Annotated in this window: 13 protein-coding genes and 1 pseudogene; 12 read left to right on the forward strand and 2 right to left on the reverse strand. The window is 68.8% G+C overall.

Translation table 11 applies throughout. From position 1 onward, the window contains the following. The first annotated feature begins 1,086 nt into the window (after nucleotides 1–1,086). The 10 genes and pseudogenes from AB0B83_RS12710 to AB0B83_RS12755 form a co-directional block, all read left to right on the forward strand. Complete coding sequence (locus AB0B83_RS12710) at nucleotides 1,087–2,319, forward strand: hypothetical protein (RefSeq protein ID WP_357578278.1); 1,233 nt, start codon at nucleotides 1,087–1,089, stop codon at nucleotides 2,317–2,319. Between the two features lie 21 nt (nucleotides 2,320–2,340). Continuing rightward, the gene (locus AB0B83_RS12715) at nucleotides 2,341–3,438 is read left to right on the forward strand and encodes an RHS repeat-associated core domain-containing protein (RefSeq protein ID WP_357578279.1); all 1,098 of its coding nucleotides are present in this window, start codon (nucleotides 2,341–2,343) and stop codon (nucleotides 3,436–3,438) included. Then, nucleotides 3,378–4,148, forward strand: coding sequence for a hypothetical protein (locus tag AB0B83_RS12720; RefSeq protein WP_357578280.1), 771 nt, complete (start codon nucleotides 3,378–3,380; stop codon nucleotides 4,146–4,148). Before AB0B83_RS12715 ends, AB0B83_RS12720 begins: the two co-directional genes overlap by 61 nt. A gap of 370 nt (nucleotides 4,149–4,518) precedes the next feature. After that, nucleotides 4,519–5,688, forward strand: coding sequence for an ISAs1 family transposase (locus AB0B83_RS12725; RefSeq protein WP_357578281.1), 1,170 nt, complete (start codon nucleotides 4,519–4,521; stop codon nucleotides 5,686–5,688). Nucleotides 5,689–5,711: 23 nt separating this feature from the next. Next, complete coding sequence (locus AB0B83_RS12730; protein WP_357578282.1) at nucleotides 5,712–5,948, forward strand: hypothetical protein; 237 nt, start codon at nucleotides 5,712–5,714, stop codon at nucleotides 5,946–5,948. A gap of 5 nt (nucleotides 5,949–5,953) precedes the next feature. Then, the gene (locus AB0B83_RS12735) at nucleotides 5,954–6,961 is read left to right on the forward strand and encodes a DUF6734 family protein (RefSeq protein WP_357578283.1); all 1,008 of its coding nucleotides are present in this window, start codon (nucleotides 5,954–5,956) and stop codon (nucleotides 6,959–6,961) included. Beyond that, the gene (locus AB0B83_RS12740; protein WP_357578284.1) at nucleotides 6,958–8,235 is read left to right on the forward strand and encodes an MFS transporter; all 1,278 of its coding nucleotides are present in this window, start codon (nucleotides 6,958–6,960) and stop codon (nucleotides 8,233–8,235) included. The genes AB0B83_RS12735 and AB0B83_RS12740 overlap by 4 nt, the downstream gene beginning before the upstream one ends. Beyond that, nucleotides 8,232–9,281 (forward strand): phosphotransferase, encoded by a 1,050-nt coding sequence (locus AB0B83_RS12745; RefSeq protein WP_357578285.1) that lies wholly within the window; start codon nucleotides 8,232–8,234, stop codon nucleotides 9,279–9,281. Before AB0B83_RS12740 ends, AB0B83_RS12745 begins: the two co-directional genes overlap by 4 nt. Further along, complete coding sequence (locus tag AB0B83_RS12750) at nucleotides 9,278–10,546, forward strand: histidine phosphatase family protein (RefSeq protein WP_357578286.1); 1,269 nt, start codon at nucleotides 9,278–9,280, stop codon at nucleotides 10,544–10,546. Before AB0B83_RS12745 ends, AB0B83_RS12750 begins: the two co-directional genes overlap by 4 nt. A 42-nt stretch (nucleotides 10,547–10,588) precedes the next feature. Continuing rightward, a pseudogene (locus tag AB0B83_RS12755) lies at nucleotides 10,589–10,750 on the forward strand (transposase); the annotation flags it as partial. A gap of 230 nt (nucleotides 10,751–10,980) precedes the next feature. Here AB0B83_RS12755 and AB0B83_RS12760 read toward each other — a convergent pair. Beyond that, nucleotides 10,981–11,595, reverse strand: coding sequence for a YdeI/OmpD-associated family protein (locus AB0B83_RS12760; protein ID WP_357578287.1), 615 nt, complete (start codon nucleotides 11,593–11,595; stop codon nucleotides 10,981–10,983). 240 nt (nucleotides 11,596–11,835) lie between these two features. Beyond that, a complete protein-coding gene (locus tag AB0B83_RS12765; RefSeq protein ID WP_357578288.1) occupies nucleotides 11,836–13,215 on the reverse strand; it encodes an MFS transporter in 1,380 nt (459 codons plus the stop codon). Between the two features lie 105 nt (nucleotides 13,216–13,320). Between AB0B83_RS12765 and AB0B83_RS12770 the strand changes: the two genes are divergently transcribed. Then, entirely contained in the window at nucleotides 13,321–13,905 is a 585-nt protein-coding gene (locus tag AB0B83_RS12770) for a TetR/AcrR family transcriptional regulator (RefSeq protein WP_357578289.1), read from the forward strand. Nucleotides 13,906–14,008: 103 nt separating this feature from the next. Then, nucleotides 14,009–14,953, forward strand: a complete 945-nt coding sequence (gene ispH / locus AB0B83_RS12775; protein ID WP_207914700.1) for a 4-hydroxy-3-methylbut-2-enyl diphosphate reductase — start codon at nucleotides 14,009–14,011, stop codon at nucleotides 14,951–14,953. Nucleotides 14,954–15,056 lie beyond the last annotated feature (103 nt).

Consider the following 15,056-nt stretch of genomic DNA (forward strand, 5'->3'; position numbering starts at 1 on the left):
GCGTGAGCGGCCCGGGGTCAGCTGGTTACTGCTGCTCCAGTCGGCGACTGCGTCCCGGCCAAGCCTTCTGTCCGTTCTGTCTGTATCGGATGTGCGGCCCGTCTTCCTCACTTAGGAACATGTCCAACCTTCTGAGGAAGATGTCGGAGGGTCTGGCCGCAGGCGGGAGAGCCAGAGGCCCCGTTGCTCACTGTGGGTCGTTCAAGGGTGGCATCCCTACAGTGAAGCCGGTCGACGGGCACAGTTGACGAGCGATGGCGGCCGACAAGCCAAGCAGGTCGTAGTAGCCGACACGAGCCTTTTGCCGTTGCGAGGCAGAGGCAGCACGAAGGCAGCGAAACGACCGCCAGTCGCTGACGCCCCGGCACTGGCCGGCATGAAGATCACGCTCAGCGACACCAGACGGCACCGCCCGACAGCCGATGCTGTGCCCTGCTGGCGTTCGGGACGAAGTGACCCCAGCATTACCCTGACCCCAGCGCGACCCCAACCAGCCGCAAGACGAGCACGATCGGCCAAGCTGCCTGACTGGTACGGATGAGGCCGGGGCGATTGAGCTTGGTCGAGAGAGAGCACTCTTAATCCGCGGGTTCGGGGTTCGAGTCCCTGGCGGCGCACCAGCAATGATCAGGCCGCATAGCCATCTGGCTATGCGGCCTTGATCTTTGGGTGTCGTTTGGGTGTCACGTGGGCGCGGCCAGCCCCTGGGTGGGGCTCGCGCCTGATTCTGGTTCCTGGCAACGGTTTGGGCCGTCGGGCGGTGGGTGTTGCTGCGGTTCGTGGGTGTCCGGTGCTTGCGGCCGGGGACGCGGGCTGCGGCGGCCAGGACGAGCCGGGCGGTGGCTTCGGCGACGGTGAAGTGCAGGTCGAGCAGGACGCTGGTGTAACGACAACGGTGGCCGGGTCACCACCCTGACCGATGCCCGTGGCAAGAAGCTGGCGTACGGGTACGACTCGCTCAACCGCAAGCGCGCGGTCTACGAGAATCAGATTGGCGGCACCACACGGGCGCTGTGGTTCTATGACACCCTGGCGAAGGGGCAGCTGACCCAATCGAACCGCTACGTCGACGGCGCCGTCTACCAAGTGAAGATCACTGGCTACTCGGACACGTACCAGCCGACTGGCAGCGAGATCGTGATCCCCGCTTCCGAGACCGGACTCGCTGAGACATATCACTTTGGCACCACCTACAACGCGGACAACTCCGTGGCATCGCAGAGGATGCCGTCGACCAATGGTGACTTGCCGGCGGAGGCACTGCAGTTCGACTACAACAGCTTTGGCCTGCAGAGCGGCCTGCGCACGCTGTATGGCGGAGTTGAATCCTCGTACGTCGCGGACACCGACTACAACGCGTTGGCCGAGGTTGACCAGGTGGAGCTCCACACCGGCACGGGCGGCCGGGTCTACCAGAAGTACACCCGGGAGTTGGAGACGGGACGCCTTACCGGAATCCGCACCGACCGTGATTCGGCGGCGCCGAACGTCCTCTCCGACATCCAGTACCGCTACGACAACACCGGCAACGTCACCAAGGTCGCGGACGTCGCCTCTGACCCGGCCGACGACACCCAGTGCTTCGCCTATGACCACCTGCGCCGGCTCAGCCACGCGTGGACGCCGTCGTCGGATGACTGCGCCGCGACGCGCTCTGCAACCACTCTGGGCGGGCCTGCCCCCTACTGGCGGTCGTGGACCTACGACAGTGTCGGCAACCGGCGCACGGAAACCGTGCACACCGCCGTCGGGAACACCACAACCACCTACAACTACCCGGCCGACGGCGCGCCGAAGGCCCACAGTCTGACCTCCACCACCGGCGGCCAGGTCGGCAGCTACACCTATGACGAGACTGGCAACACCCTGACCCGCCCCAGCGGCTCCTCAGGGACCCAGACACTGACCTGGGACTTCGAAGGCCACCTCGATACCGTGACCGACTCCACCGGCCAGACCAGCTTCGTCTACGACGCCAACGGCAACCGTCTAATCCGCCGTGATCCGGCAGGCAAGACCCTGTACCTCCCGGGGCAGGAGATCCGTTACAACGCCGGCACGAATACCACCACCTCCACCCGTTACTACTCCTACAACGGCGCCATGATCGCGTCCCGTACGGCCACCGGTCTCACCTGGCTAGCCGGGGACCATCACGGCACGGCGGGCCGGCTTCCACGGCACCCCGGGCCCCCCGCCACCAGCAGCACACGTCCATGGCCTTGGGCCGCCCACCCGTACGCCAGCCGCGACTCCCTCGGCCTCGGGTCTCACAGTGAGGCTGCTCGCGGCTCCGCCACGTACCGCGACACATGGTGAAGCCGGTGCAGCGCAGGACGGGTGGCGGTCGACGCCGTGACGCAGCAGGCAAAGATCCGCCGGGAGACCCCGTTTGGGACGCCGCGCGGGACCAGTCCGGCGTGGCCCAACGAAAAGGGCTTCGTCGGGGGCACCAAGGACAACACCGGTCTGACCCACTTGGGCGCTCGGGAGTACGATCCGGCCATCGGTCGTTTCATCAGCGTCGACCCAGTGATGGACCTGTCCGACCCGCAGCAGATGAATGGCTACAATTACAGCAACAACAGCCCGGTCAACGCCAGCGACCCCAGCGGATTGAAACAGTGCGGCAACGACGACTGCAGCATGTACACCACGCCTACACCCGATGGGGAGATCGTCCATGAGCCCGGCGGGAAGAAGACCAGGGTCAAGAAGTACCGGCCAAACACGTGCTCCGGCCGCTTCTGTATCGGCGCACCGCACAGACCGGTGAACCACGGCCCGTGGGACGATGACTTCGTGTACGACCCGAAGGCCAAGGCCACCCCGGCCGACATTGCCAGCCGGGCCAAGTGGCAGGCGTACCGGTACGGATGCATCGCTTCCGTACGAGCCGGGGTGGGTCCGTGCGCTGACTGGGGCGACGCTCCCTACATGTACGACCGCTACGCTTCCGGCACCGGCGAGCCTTACGTTTTCGACTTCGCCCCTGCGTACGATCAGGATCCCTTCCTGCGCGAAGTCATCGACGCGGAAATCGCGGCAGCGCAACGGGCCTCCGAGCAGTTGGCCGGAAAGTCGGGAAGCCACTCATTCCAGATCACCGGCCAGAGCCAAAACATCAGGTCGAATCCTGCCACTGAGCGCTGGCAGAAGACTCTCGGCTCGTTCGACATCTGGGCCAGCGCCGAGGTCACCGTTACCGGCGACACTGTCGCCATGCGGATTACCATCCATGCCGAGGACCGGTGGGACTTTAACAAGGACGCGAAGGACATTGCGACGGGTATCTCTGACAACGAGAACGGCCGCTTCGCCGAGCTGGGCTGGGCGAAGGGCTTCAACTCCTCAGGCTCGATGGTGAAGGACGTAGTGTGGAAAGCAGGATCACCCAAGAGCGCGACGGTGACCGAACCGTACAGGCAGCGCTGGTGACGAACCTGCGCCGGGCACTGCCAGCCCTGGTGACCGCGGTGGGAATCCTTCTCACCGCGGCCTGCGGGTCAGCCAGCAGCAACTCCTCAGCCGGCGGCGGCCAGCGGTCGCCAGCGGCCCCGCACAGCACTGGCCCGGCGGTAACCGGGGTGCAGTCGATCCATGATCTCGCCCCGGAGCTGGAGGACCAGATCGGCGAGGTACTGATCGGCCCGGCCCTGGATGTCGCCGATGTTCGAAGTGTGCCGCTGCAGTCGCCGTACACCGCCGATGTCCTGTCGCCGGTATGTGGGAATCGTCCCGGCAGCGGCGTCTACCTGAGCGCGTTCGGGCAGCGCCGCGAGTGGACCGGTCCGGATCTGGAGATCGAGCAGTTCTCCGGCGCCTGGGGCGTGATCCCGGCGACCGAGGCAGTCGCCCAGGTCCGCAGCAAGCTGGGCTGCGGCACCTACCAGGACCGGGAGGGGCAGCACCGGGTCCTCGGCGAACGGGAGCTACCCAAACTGGCCAGGCTGGACAGCCAGCTACTGTTCTGCGAGGTGATCGACGAGGATGGCCCGGAGCAGCCGACACATCTCTGCACGGCGCTGCTGGCGCGGGGTGAGATCGCCACCCGGATCCAGACCCGTGCTGCCGACGCCGAGCGGGCCGAGCAGTTGGTCGGGGAGTTGAGTATTCTCGCAGCGCGCCGCCTTACGGCCGTGTCCTGACAGGATTGACACAGGTCGCAGAGTTGACCGGCCGCTCAGCCTGGCCGGCTGGCCTGCCCGGCATGCGGGTGATCGTGCGTCGGGAACGACGTGGGCGAGCAGCAGGTTGAGCTGCGAAGGTTGCCCCACGGCAGCGGTGTGCGCGGCCAGTCGGCGAAGGGCGCTGCACACGGCTGCGATCTGAGCTGGGGTGAGGCGGTAGAGGGCAAAGACGGCCAGGATCTGGATCAGGGCCCCGGCAAAGTCGTGAGGCTGTCCGGCTTAATGTGGTTGGTGTAGACGCGCCCTTGCTGGTGGTAGCAGGGCGGGCATGACCGGTTCAGATGATCATCGAGGTTCTCTACGCCTTGTTGATCATCCGAAGTGAGTCATGCCCGCCCTGTCATCATCGCTGATCTCGTCTGTGTCCGCCGCACCGGCTGTCACGGTGCCCGAAACCGTTGCCGGGCTGCCCGCAGCGCTGGCCGATCTGCCGGATCCCCGCGCCCGCCGCGGTGTCCGGCACCGGTTGACCGTGGTGGTGACCGCAGCGGTCTGTGCCGTGGTGGCCGGCTACCGCTCCTACACCGCAATCGCTGAGTGGATCGCTGATGTCCCTGCTGCGACGGCGGTCGCGCTGGGTATCGCCCCGGACCGGCGCCCGTCGGAGGCGATGATCCGCCGGTTGTTGCAGGGCCTGGACTCGGACCTGCTCACTGCGGCCGTCAATGGCTGGCTCTGCACCCGGACCGTGGCGACAGTGCCCGCCCAGCGGCGGGCGATCGCCGTGGACGGCAAGACGCTACGTGGCTCCCGTACTATCGACGCCGCCGCCCCACATGTTCTCGCCGCCTGCGACCAGGCCACCGGCGTCGTCCTCGCAAGCACCGCCGTCGACGGCAAGACCAACGAAATCACCCGCTTCGCACCGCTGCTCGACCAGATCGGCGACCTGCGCGGCACCGTGATCACCGCCGACGCATTGCACTGCCAGCGCGACCACGTCGCCTACCTCGCCGAACGCGGCACGTACTGGATCCTGACCGTCAAGGCCAACCAGCCCAACCTGCACGCCCAACTCGCCGGCCTGCCCTGGCGGGCCGTCCCCGACGCCGCACGCTATACCGACCGCGGCCATGGCCGCCGCGAGATCCGCACCTGCAAGATCCTGACTGTCTCCACCGGGATCGACTTCCCACACGCCGCCCAAGCACTGCAGATCCGCCGCCGCAGACGTCGCCTCGACCAGCCGAAACGTTTCACCACCGAGACCGTCTATGCCATCACCGACCTGCATGTGCACCAGGCCAGGCCGGCACAACTGGCCGCGTGGATCCGTGGTCACTGGTCGATCGAGAACAAGGTCCACTGGGTGCGAGACGTCACCTACGACGAAGACCGGTCCCAGATCCGTACCGGCACCGGACCCCAAGTCATGGCCGCCCTGCGCAACGCCGCCATCGGCGCACTCCGCACCGCTGGCGTCACCAACATCGCCGCCGCGAACCGGCATCACGCCCGCGACAGCACCCGCCCGCTGGCACTACTCGGCATCACGTGATGACTTTGCCGGGGCCCTGGGCCATGCACCGCTTCGTGCTGGCCGGCCCGTGCGCCATGCGCACCCTGCAACTGGTCGACTTAGTCGGCCAACGGACGCATCTCAACAGCGCTCAGATGCAAAGGGACCATCCCGACTGGCTCACGGCACTGCGCGACGACAGCCGGGGCACGGTGCTGGCTGTAGAGGACGTCATCGGCCGGGACTACCTGGCCGCCGCGGTACCCGACCCACGCCTGCTGGTACGGAGGGAAAGATAGCCATGATGCCGAGCACGATTCCGGCCGTACACGCAAACTGGGTCGCCCCCCGGCTCCGCAGCGCCGCCGCCCAAGGATGGGACCCTGCCGAACTGCGCCGCGTGCTGCTACCGCCAGAGGAGATCATTACAATCATCCTGTCGGTCAAGGCATGGAACAGGTTCCACGGACCCGTCAGCCTCTTCGCCGACACACCGACCCTGGAGTTCCTCGACGCCCGCGGCTTGCTGCAGTTGTACGACGGTTACTACAACGCGGAGATCGACGCGATCAACCACCGTACCTTCCCACCCGAGATCTACTTCGCCCTGCCGAAGATCGTCGGGCTGAGCCTGAGTAGCGCCCCCGTAGCCGTGCTGGACCTGGATCTGTTCCTGCGACAACCACTCCCGCCGATGTCGACCAGCGACTTCCTCTGCGCCCACCACGAGACACTCGACCGCGAGATCTACCCACTCTTGGCCGACCTGCCGAACCCAGCCGGCGTCACGTTCCCTGGCTGGCACGACGACCTACCCGCCTGCAACATGGCCCTGGCCCTCTTCACCCGGCAGGACCACCTCGCTAGCTTCACCGACCTGGCGCTGACCTATATGAGCGGAAACAACGAGCCGGCCGACGTCCACCCGGTCTCCCGGATCACCTTCGCCGAGCAGCGCCTGCCGGCCTACACGGCGGCTCGACACGCAGTGAGGGTGCGGACCTTGGCCGATTCGTACTGGGACACGAGTACATCCGAATGGTCGGACGGCGAGCCGGTGCACCTGTTCCACCACACCTGGCACACCAAGAAGCACCTGAGCCGCCCCGCCAGCCGGGACAAGTTCTGCATTCGCCTAGTTGCCGAACTCCTCGCCGACTATCCCGACGCCGTGAAGCTGCTGCAGGCCGACCCGGTTCTGGCCCGCTACGCCGACCTGGCCGCCGCCCAGCCACACAGCCCGACGACCACCGGGAAAGGTCTGGGCCCGGCCGGACCGGGCCGCTACGACACCACAGGACAGCGGCAGTGACCACAGCACCCGCTTACCGCCCGGTAGGCAGGATTGTCCTCGCTGAATCGCTCACCCTCCTCGGCAACCAGATCACCCAGTTCGCGCTTCCCCTGGCCGCAGTGCTGAGCCTGAACGCCCGGGCTGGCGACATGGCGCTGGTGTTCATCGCGCTCGACGTCCCCACCCTCTTCGTTGGCTTCTTGTTCGCCCGCGTCATCGAGCGCGCCCACCCGGTCCGAGTGCTGCGCTGGACCCTTCTGGCACGGGCCGCGGCGATGGCCATGATCCCGTCCCTCCACCTAGCCGGCAAACTCACGATCCCCACCGTCATCGCCTCCGCGTTCCTCATCGGCTCCACCGCGACCGTGCACACGATCGCCTTCCGCTCGGCGATGGCCCGACTCGCCTCCAAGCGGGAATTGACCCGGGGCAACGCCAGACTGGCCACCGTCACGGCGATTGCCGAGGTGTGCGCTCAAGCCGTCGCCGGCTTCGCCGTCGCCCGACTCGGCGGACCGCTGACCCTCGGACTCGACACGCTCCTAATACTCGGCGCCGCCGCCATCATCTACTCGTTCAGCCAGCGGCAGGTCTCTATCCGTCAAGCGTCTGCGCTCACCGAGACGACCGATGAAACATCCGCGACGGGCAGTCGAGCCGTCGCACCTCGCCGGTTCATCGCCACCAACCTTGGGCTTCGGCTCCTTCTCCTGGTCACCGCACTGGAGGGCTTCGGACTCGGCGCGTCGGGCACGGTGTGGACGATCCACGTGACACGTGGGCTGCAAATCGACCCGACCAGCCAGGGCGTCATCTACGCCCTTGGCGGCGTGACCGCCGCGCTCAGCGGAATGGTCGCCGCGCGCGTACTCGAGAAGGTCAGCCCCTTCGCCGCTGTTGCCATGCAGCAGTTGGTCGGAGCGGCCTCGCTCGCTGCCATCGCGGTCGCCCCACCCGCCGGTTTCGCTGCGCTCGCGGTCCTGGTCGCTCAGCGACTCATCGTGAGCCCGGTGTCGGTCATCGGTAACGTTGCTACGGTGACATACCGGCAGTCGGTGGCCCCGGCGACAATGTTCGCCGGGGTGGAGAGCTGGTTCGGAGCCCTCTTTGTCGGAGGAATGATGCTGGGCAGGGGCGCCGCCGGCGTGCTGGGGTCTGTGACCACCACCAGGACGGTGCTATTGGTCGCGGTCCTGGCCGGGGCGGCGGCGGGGCTGCTGGCCATGCGGGGGCGGGCCGCTACGCGACGAGCGCAGGCCGCATCGGCTGTGCCGCAGGTGAGCCTCAAATGACTGCCCGCGAGCACTATCTCGTATCTCTCGAAGCGGACCATAGCGGTCGCTGGGATCGGGTATGCCAACGTTTCGAACTCGGCGCTCCCGTCTCGGCCACCCTCGTCGGACGGCGGAGCCACCAGATGTGGCGCCTGACCACCGACCGTGGGTCGTACGCAATCAAGGAACTCGATCCGGCGGCCACTGGCGGGGACCGCCGATGGTTGCAGGACGCAGCCGAGCTTGAAGCGGCGGCCCACATCGCCGGCGTTCCAGTTGCCCGGCGAGTGTTCACCAGCGATGGCGCGGCTGTGCTGCCGGTGGCCCCGCACCCGACCGGAGACGTGCTTGTCGCGGTCCATCACTGGATATCTGACGCCCACCTGCCAACCAGAGTGAGCGGCCGGATGGTCGCGGATCTCGGCGTGGCGCTCGCAAGACTGCACGGACTTGGGATGTCCACCCGGTTTTCCCAGCCCGTCGGGATGTGGGAGATGCCCACCGAGGCTGAACTCGACGCCGTCGTCGAGGAGGCGGTCGCCCGGCAACTCGTGTGGGCTGCGCAACTACATCGGGCCAAACCCGCGATACGGCTGATCAGGGAAATGCTGCAGGCCCGTCACGCCTGTAACTACAGGATGATCCGGACACACCGAGACGTTACCCAGCACAACGTAGTAGTCAGCAAGGACCACCTGCTCCTCCTTGACTGGGACGTGGCCGGTCCGTGGAGCGCCGCTGAGGAGCTGGCCGCGACCGTCGCGGAGTGGACCGAGATCCTTGAGGACCAACCCCGGAAAGACCTCGCCGCCGACTTGCTGCGCGGATACGCCGCCGCCGGCGGCACCCTCCCCGCCCCGGAGCCGGGGCTGTTCACGACCTGGCTGGTTAAGCAGGTCAACTGGACCATGCTGCTGGCCCGCCGGTCACTCGACGCCTCCTGTGCCCAGGCGGAACCGCCCAACGACCTCGATCACCTGATGCGCCGCCTCCGCCGGGCGCCCGAGCGGCTCCCCGTCCTGCTGGACCTGCTCGCCGGCAACGGCCCGGGGGAGCCTGGGTGACCTGGACCGACATCTACTTCACCCGCCACGGTGAGGCGGTGTCCACCCGTGCCGGTCGTCTTGTCAGCCGCGGCGACGACGGTGGACTGACGGAACGGGGCCGTCAGCAGGCCAACGCTGCGGCCGCCTTCATCAGCGCCCGGCCGGTCGCCGCCGTCTATACCTCGCCGCTGCGGCGCGCGCGGGAAACCGCGTCCGTGATCGCCGCACCGCACCGTCTGGTGCCTGTCCTGGCGGAGGAGGCAGCGGAGATAGACTTTGGCAAGTTGGATGGCAGCGCCGACCGCTCCCATCGATGCGCTGTCGAGGATCAGATCAACCGTTGGTGTGACGGATCCCGCGCCGGCGGGATTCCGGCCGGCGAAGATCTACCGCAGCTCATTGACCGCACCGGTCGACTGCTGTCGAAGATCCACGCGGCGCACCCTTCGGAGAGTGTCGCGCTGGTCGGACACGGTGGGACACTCCAGCCCTATCTCCAGCATGTTGCTGACGACATCGGTCGCACGCTCGCTTGGCACTACTTTCCGAACTGTGCCATCGCGCACCTACGAGTACGCGAGGTGAGCAGCGGGCTCCAGGTCACCGTCATGGATTGGCTGGCAAACGATCCACAAGAACCTGACGAACCGGACTCGACGTTTGCATCGGGTGTTGCCGCCCTATGGCCTGCAGGACTGGGGTTGGTCGGCGGAGGTGCACCAGAGACGCCCCGGAAGAGGACGAGGTACCCATTGCAGGCGTTGCTGTTGCGGGAAGAACCGCCGCGTCGGGCCGCTGAGCGCCTCCTGATCGCCGAACGCCTTGCCGGCGCCGGGTTGCTCGCTCTCCGGCTGGTGAGACCGTCATCCGGCCGGCTTGGCGTACCGGTTCGCGGTGGACTGTGGACGGTCTGGCACCAGGTCCCGCACCGCCGGCTGGGCCGAAGCGGACGACCCCGCGTCTGCGGCGCCACGATGGCACGCGCGCACATCCTCATGGCAAGGTTGCGTCAAGAGGTGCCGCTGCTCGCCACAGCCGCCGACGGCCTGGGGCGCCCCGAACTCCGATTGGACCTCAGGACCGGGAAGCCGGTTATATCCGATCCATGGGGCCTGGGTTCGTCTGACATGATCGCCGACCTGTCTGCCTGGCGACCGCGCGGTCGAGGCCGGCAGTCACGATTGGCGAGAGCGGCCTTCGCGGAAGGCTACAGAACGAGCATGCTCCGATGGTGGCCAACAACCTCGGATTGCGTCCACGGGGAGTGGTGGGCGTCCCCCTGAGATGTGGACACCCTGAGACTGGACGCTGGTCCAGAGGAAGGGGTGTCCCCGTGGGGGCGTCCATCGAAGTACACGGAAGAGTTCCGGCGTGACGCGGTCGAACTGGTCCGCTCGTCGCAGCGGCCGATCAACCGGGTCGCCCGTGAACTCGGGATGAGTCACGAGACGCTGCGGAACTGGGTCCGCGCCGCCGAACGCCGGACGGGGGCGTCTGCGATCGCCTTGGCCCGGGTGTTCTGCCCGTCGACCTGGCCCGAGCTTCCCGACCGGAGATCCCTCCGCCTGATGAGCGGCGCGGTCGCGCAGGCATGCCCCGAGTCGATCGCCCAGCAGAACAGCAGTCATCCCGTGGGCGGGGTGCACGTCGGTCAGGCAGACGACGGTCAGGGGGTTCCGTCGGTCTGACCTCTGACGCGGCAGGCGCTCGATCAGGGTCACGTCGACGACGGTGGCCGCGGAGGTGCGGCCTTCTGCGGATAGATCGTCTCGTGGCGGGCGAGCATGGCGACGAACTCGGCGATCTTCCGCTCGCGGGTCTGCGCTCGTTTGACGCCGTTGACGCGGTGGATGAGGGCGAACCGGTTGGTCTTGGTGAGTACGTCGAACATGGCCTGGGCGGCGGGGTCGGCAGCGATGGCGGCGAGGAGATCGGCCGGCACCTCGGCTTCCGACGGCGGGGCGTAGGCGGCCGCCCACCGCCCGTCCGCCTTCGCGGCTTCCACCGCGGCCCGGCCGGAGGGCAGCATCCGCCCCTGGGCTTCCAACCGGGCCACGTGGGCGACGTTGCGTTGTGACCAGGAGCTGCGGGGCCTGCGCGGGGTGAACCGGATCCAGGAGGTCTCCTGATCCCGCTTACGGGCCTGCCCGTCGATCCAGCCGAAGCACAGGGCCTCGTCGACCGCCTGCTGCCACGTCAGGCTCGTGACGGTGCCGCCCTTCCTGGTCAGGGCGAGCCAGACGCCGGGCGACGTGGCGTGGTGGGCCGACAACCACGCGCGCAGCGCCTCGGCGTCCGCGACGATCAACTCATCCAGTTCCCCGCTCGCCATGACGGCAGAGTAACCGTCGTACCGTGGCGGCAACCTCTGCCGTTGGCCCGCCCGCCTCGCCGGGTCCACCCCGGACCTGTCCCGGCGATCCGGTGGGTCGTAGCGGCCATCGCGCCGGCAGCGGCGGCGAGAGGTTCGGCGCCGGCAGGGACGGAGCGCGCGGCGGGCGGGCGTACGGTCGGCGCGGGGTGTCCGAACCGGTGGTCGGCGGGCGGGCCCCCGCCGACCACCGGTCCGGGGTCAGCGGGCCGGTCGCGGGGTGAGGACGAAGGTCAGGACCGCGGCGACGACGGCGATGACGGCACCGGTGGTGAAGCCCCGGGAGAAGCCGGTGGTGCTGGTGCCGGCGATGCTGGCCGCGGCCATGCTCGACACCACGGCGGCACCCAGCGAGGCGCCGAACTCGTGGAAGGTGCTGACGATGCCGGACGCGAGACCGGCCTCGTGCGGCGCGACCTGACCGAGCGCGACGGCGGAGGCCACGACGAAGAGGACGCCCGTGCCGGCGGCGGCGACGGCCACCCCGACGACGAGGGCCAGGGTCCCGTCGACGAAGGCGGGGACCGCCATGCCGGCCGCCGCGACGAGCAGCCCCAGGACGCCGAGGGTGCGCGCCCCGGTCCGCCCGATGGCGCGGCCGGCGGCGTTCGCGCCGAGCATGGTCGTGATCGCCACGGGCAGGAAGAGCAGCCCGGTGCGCAGGGCGCCGTAGCCCTGGTAGTTCTGGAGGTAGAACGTGCCCAGGAAGAAGACCGTGATCATCAACGCGGTAGCGACGAGGATCAGCAGCGCCCCGACCGCCACCGGCCGGCGGAGCAGGAGGCGTACGTCCATCAGCGGGCTCGCGGCCAGGCGCTGGCGGACGAAGAACCCGGCGTAGAGGACCACGGCGGCGACCAGCAGCAGCAGGATCGTCGGGCTGCCCCAGCCGACGTCGCCGGCCCGGATCAGCGCGTAGATCAGCGCTCCGGTGGCCGCCGTCACCAGCAGGGCGCCGGGCACGTCGAGCCGGGCCGTCGCGCCGGTGGGCGCCTGGGGCGGAAGCTGCATCCGCAGGGCCAGCAGCAGGATGATGCCGACGGGCACGTTGATGAAGAACACCCAGGGCCAGCCCGGCCCGGCGGTGAGCAGGCCGCCGAGGAGGACGCCGAGGGCGGCGCCGCCGCCGCCGAGCGCCGACCAGATGCCCAGCGCCTTGTTGCGCTCGTCGCCGTCGAAGATCGTGACGACCAGGGACAGGGCGGCGGGGGAGAGGATCGCCGCCGCGAGGCCCTGACCGATGCGACCGCCCAGCAGCATGGGGCCGCTGGTCGCCAGCCCCGCCGTCAGGGACGCGGCGCTGAACAGCAGGAGCCCGGCGAGGACGAGGCGCCGGGCGCCGAACAGGTCCGCGGCACGCCCGCCGAGCAGCAGCAGGCCGCCGAAGGTGAGGGTGTATCCACTCACCACCCACGTGAGGGCTTCCCGATCCATCCCCAGGTCCGACCCCATGTGCGGCAGGGCGATCGCGACGACGGTGACGTCCAGGATCAGCATCAGTTGGGCGATGCCGACGAGGCCCAGGATCCGCCAGCGCTGCGGATGCGGACTCGCGGGTGTGGGAGTTTCGGTTGCGGTCACAGGTTCCGCCATGGCTGCCAGGCTCCTCCGCCAAGTTGAACGGTAGTGTTCAAGTTACGGAGACACGTTAACTCATGCACGCCTGTTCGACTTAGGGGAAGTTCCATGACTCGCCCACTCGCCAAGCCGACCCGCCGGGCCGACGCCCAGCAGAACGTGGAGAGGATCCTGGAGGCGGCGGTGAGCTGCCTGAGTCGCGACCCCGACGCCAGCGTCAGCGACATCGCGCAGGCGGCGCGGGTGGGCCGGGTGACCCTCTACGGTCACTTCCCGTCCCGGGACGCCCTGGTCGAGGCCGCGCTGACCCGGGTGCTGGCAGAGGGGGAGGAACTCCTGGCGGGCCTCGACCTGACCGGCGACCCGCGGGACGCCCTGCGCGTGCTGATCCGGTCGAGCTGGCTGCTGATCGCCCAGTCGAGCGCCGTGCTGGAGGCGGCCCAGGCGTCGCTGCCGCCCGAACGCGTGCACCAGCTGCACGCCGAGCCGGCGCGACGCGTCGACCAGTTGATCCGCCGGGGCCAGGACGAGGGGGTGTTCCGGGTCGACCTGCCGGCCAACTGGCTGACCAGCGTCCTGCACCACATCATGAAGGGCGCCGCCGCCGACGTGGCCAGCGGGCAGGTGGACCGGGCGGCCGCCCCCCGCCTCATCTCCGAGACGGTTCTCGCCGCCTACCAGGTGAACGGATAGCGGCGTGCCGGCGCCGAGCGTCGTCGCTGGTGCTCCATCGGAACCCCACCGGATTGCGAGGACCCGGCTCGATACTGCGGAGATGCGTGGGAAGGAGTGCGCGATGTCCGTAGCCGAGTCCGTAACGGTACTGCTCGCGGCACCGCGTGCGTTCTGCGCCGGTGTCGAGCGTGCGATCGAGATCGTCGAGCGTGCGCTCGCCAGCCGGGGCAGCCCGGTGTACGTCCGCAAACAGATCGTCCACAACGCGCACGTCGTCGCCGACCTGGAGTCGCGCGGCGCCGTGTTCGTCGAGGAACTCGCCGAGGTGCCCGCCGGCGCGACTGTGGTGTTCTCGGCGCACGGGGTGTCGCCCGTGGTGCGCGCCGAGGCCGACCGGCTCGGCCTGGAGGTGTTCGACGCGACGTGTCCGCTGGTGGCGAAGGTGCACACGGAGGCGCGCCGGTACGCCGACCGTGGGGACACCGTCCTGCTCGTGGGGCACGCGGGGCACGAGGAGACCGAGGGCACCCTGGGCGAGGCGCCGGAGCGGATGCTGCTCGTGCAGTCGCTGGAGGACGCGCACACGGTCCAGGTGCCCGACCCGGACCGGGTGTCGTACCTGACCCAGACCACGCTCGCCGTGGACGAGACCGCCGAGGTGCTCGACGTGCTGCGCCAGCGGTTCCCCGCGCTGCGCGGGCCGTCCTCGGCCGACATCTGCTACGCCTCGACCAACCGGCAGGCGGCGTTGCGTACGGTCGCCGAGGAGTCCGACCTCGTGCTCGTGGTCGGCTCGACCAACTCGGCGAACACGCAACGGCTCGTCGAGCTGGCCCGCCGCGCCGGCCGACCGGCCCACCTCATCGAGGACGCGGCGGAGATCCTGCCGGAGTGGCTGGCGGGTGTCAGCACGGTCGGGGTCACCGCGGGTGCGTCCGCCCCGCCGCGCCTGGTCGAGGGCGTGGTCGAGGCGCTGCGGGCGCGCGGGCCGGTGACGGTGGTGGAGCGCGAGGTCGCCCGCGAGACCATCGAGTTCACCGTGCCGGGCGCGGTGCGTTCCCTCTGACACCGGACCGCCGCCCGGCGGACCGCCCGTCGCCGATGCGCCGCGCGCCGGAAGCGCCCGGCGGCCCCCCCCCCCCCCCACGACCGCCCCCGGCCCCCACCGG

Origin of the sequence: Micromonospora sp. NPDC049060, assembly GCF_040649055.1 — a bacterium.
Classification (GTDB): domain Bacteria; phylum Actinomycetota; class Actinomycetes; order Mycobacteriales; family Micromonosporaceae; genus Micromonospora; species Micromonospora reichwaldensis.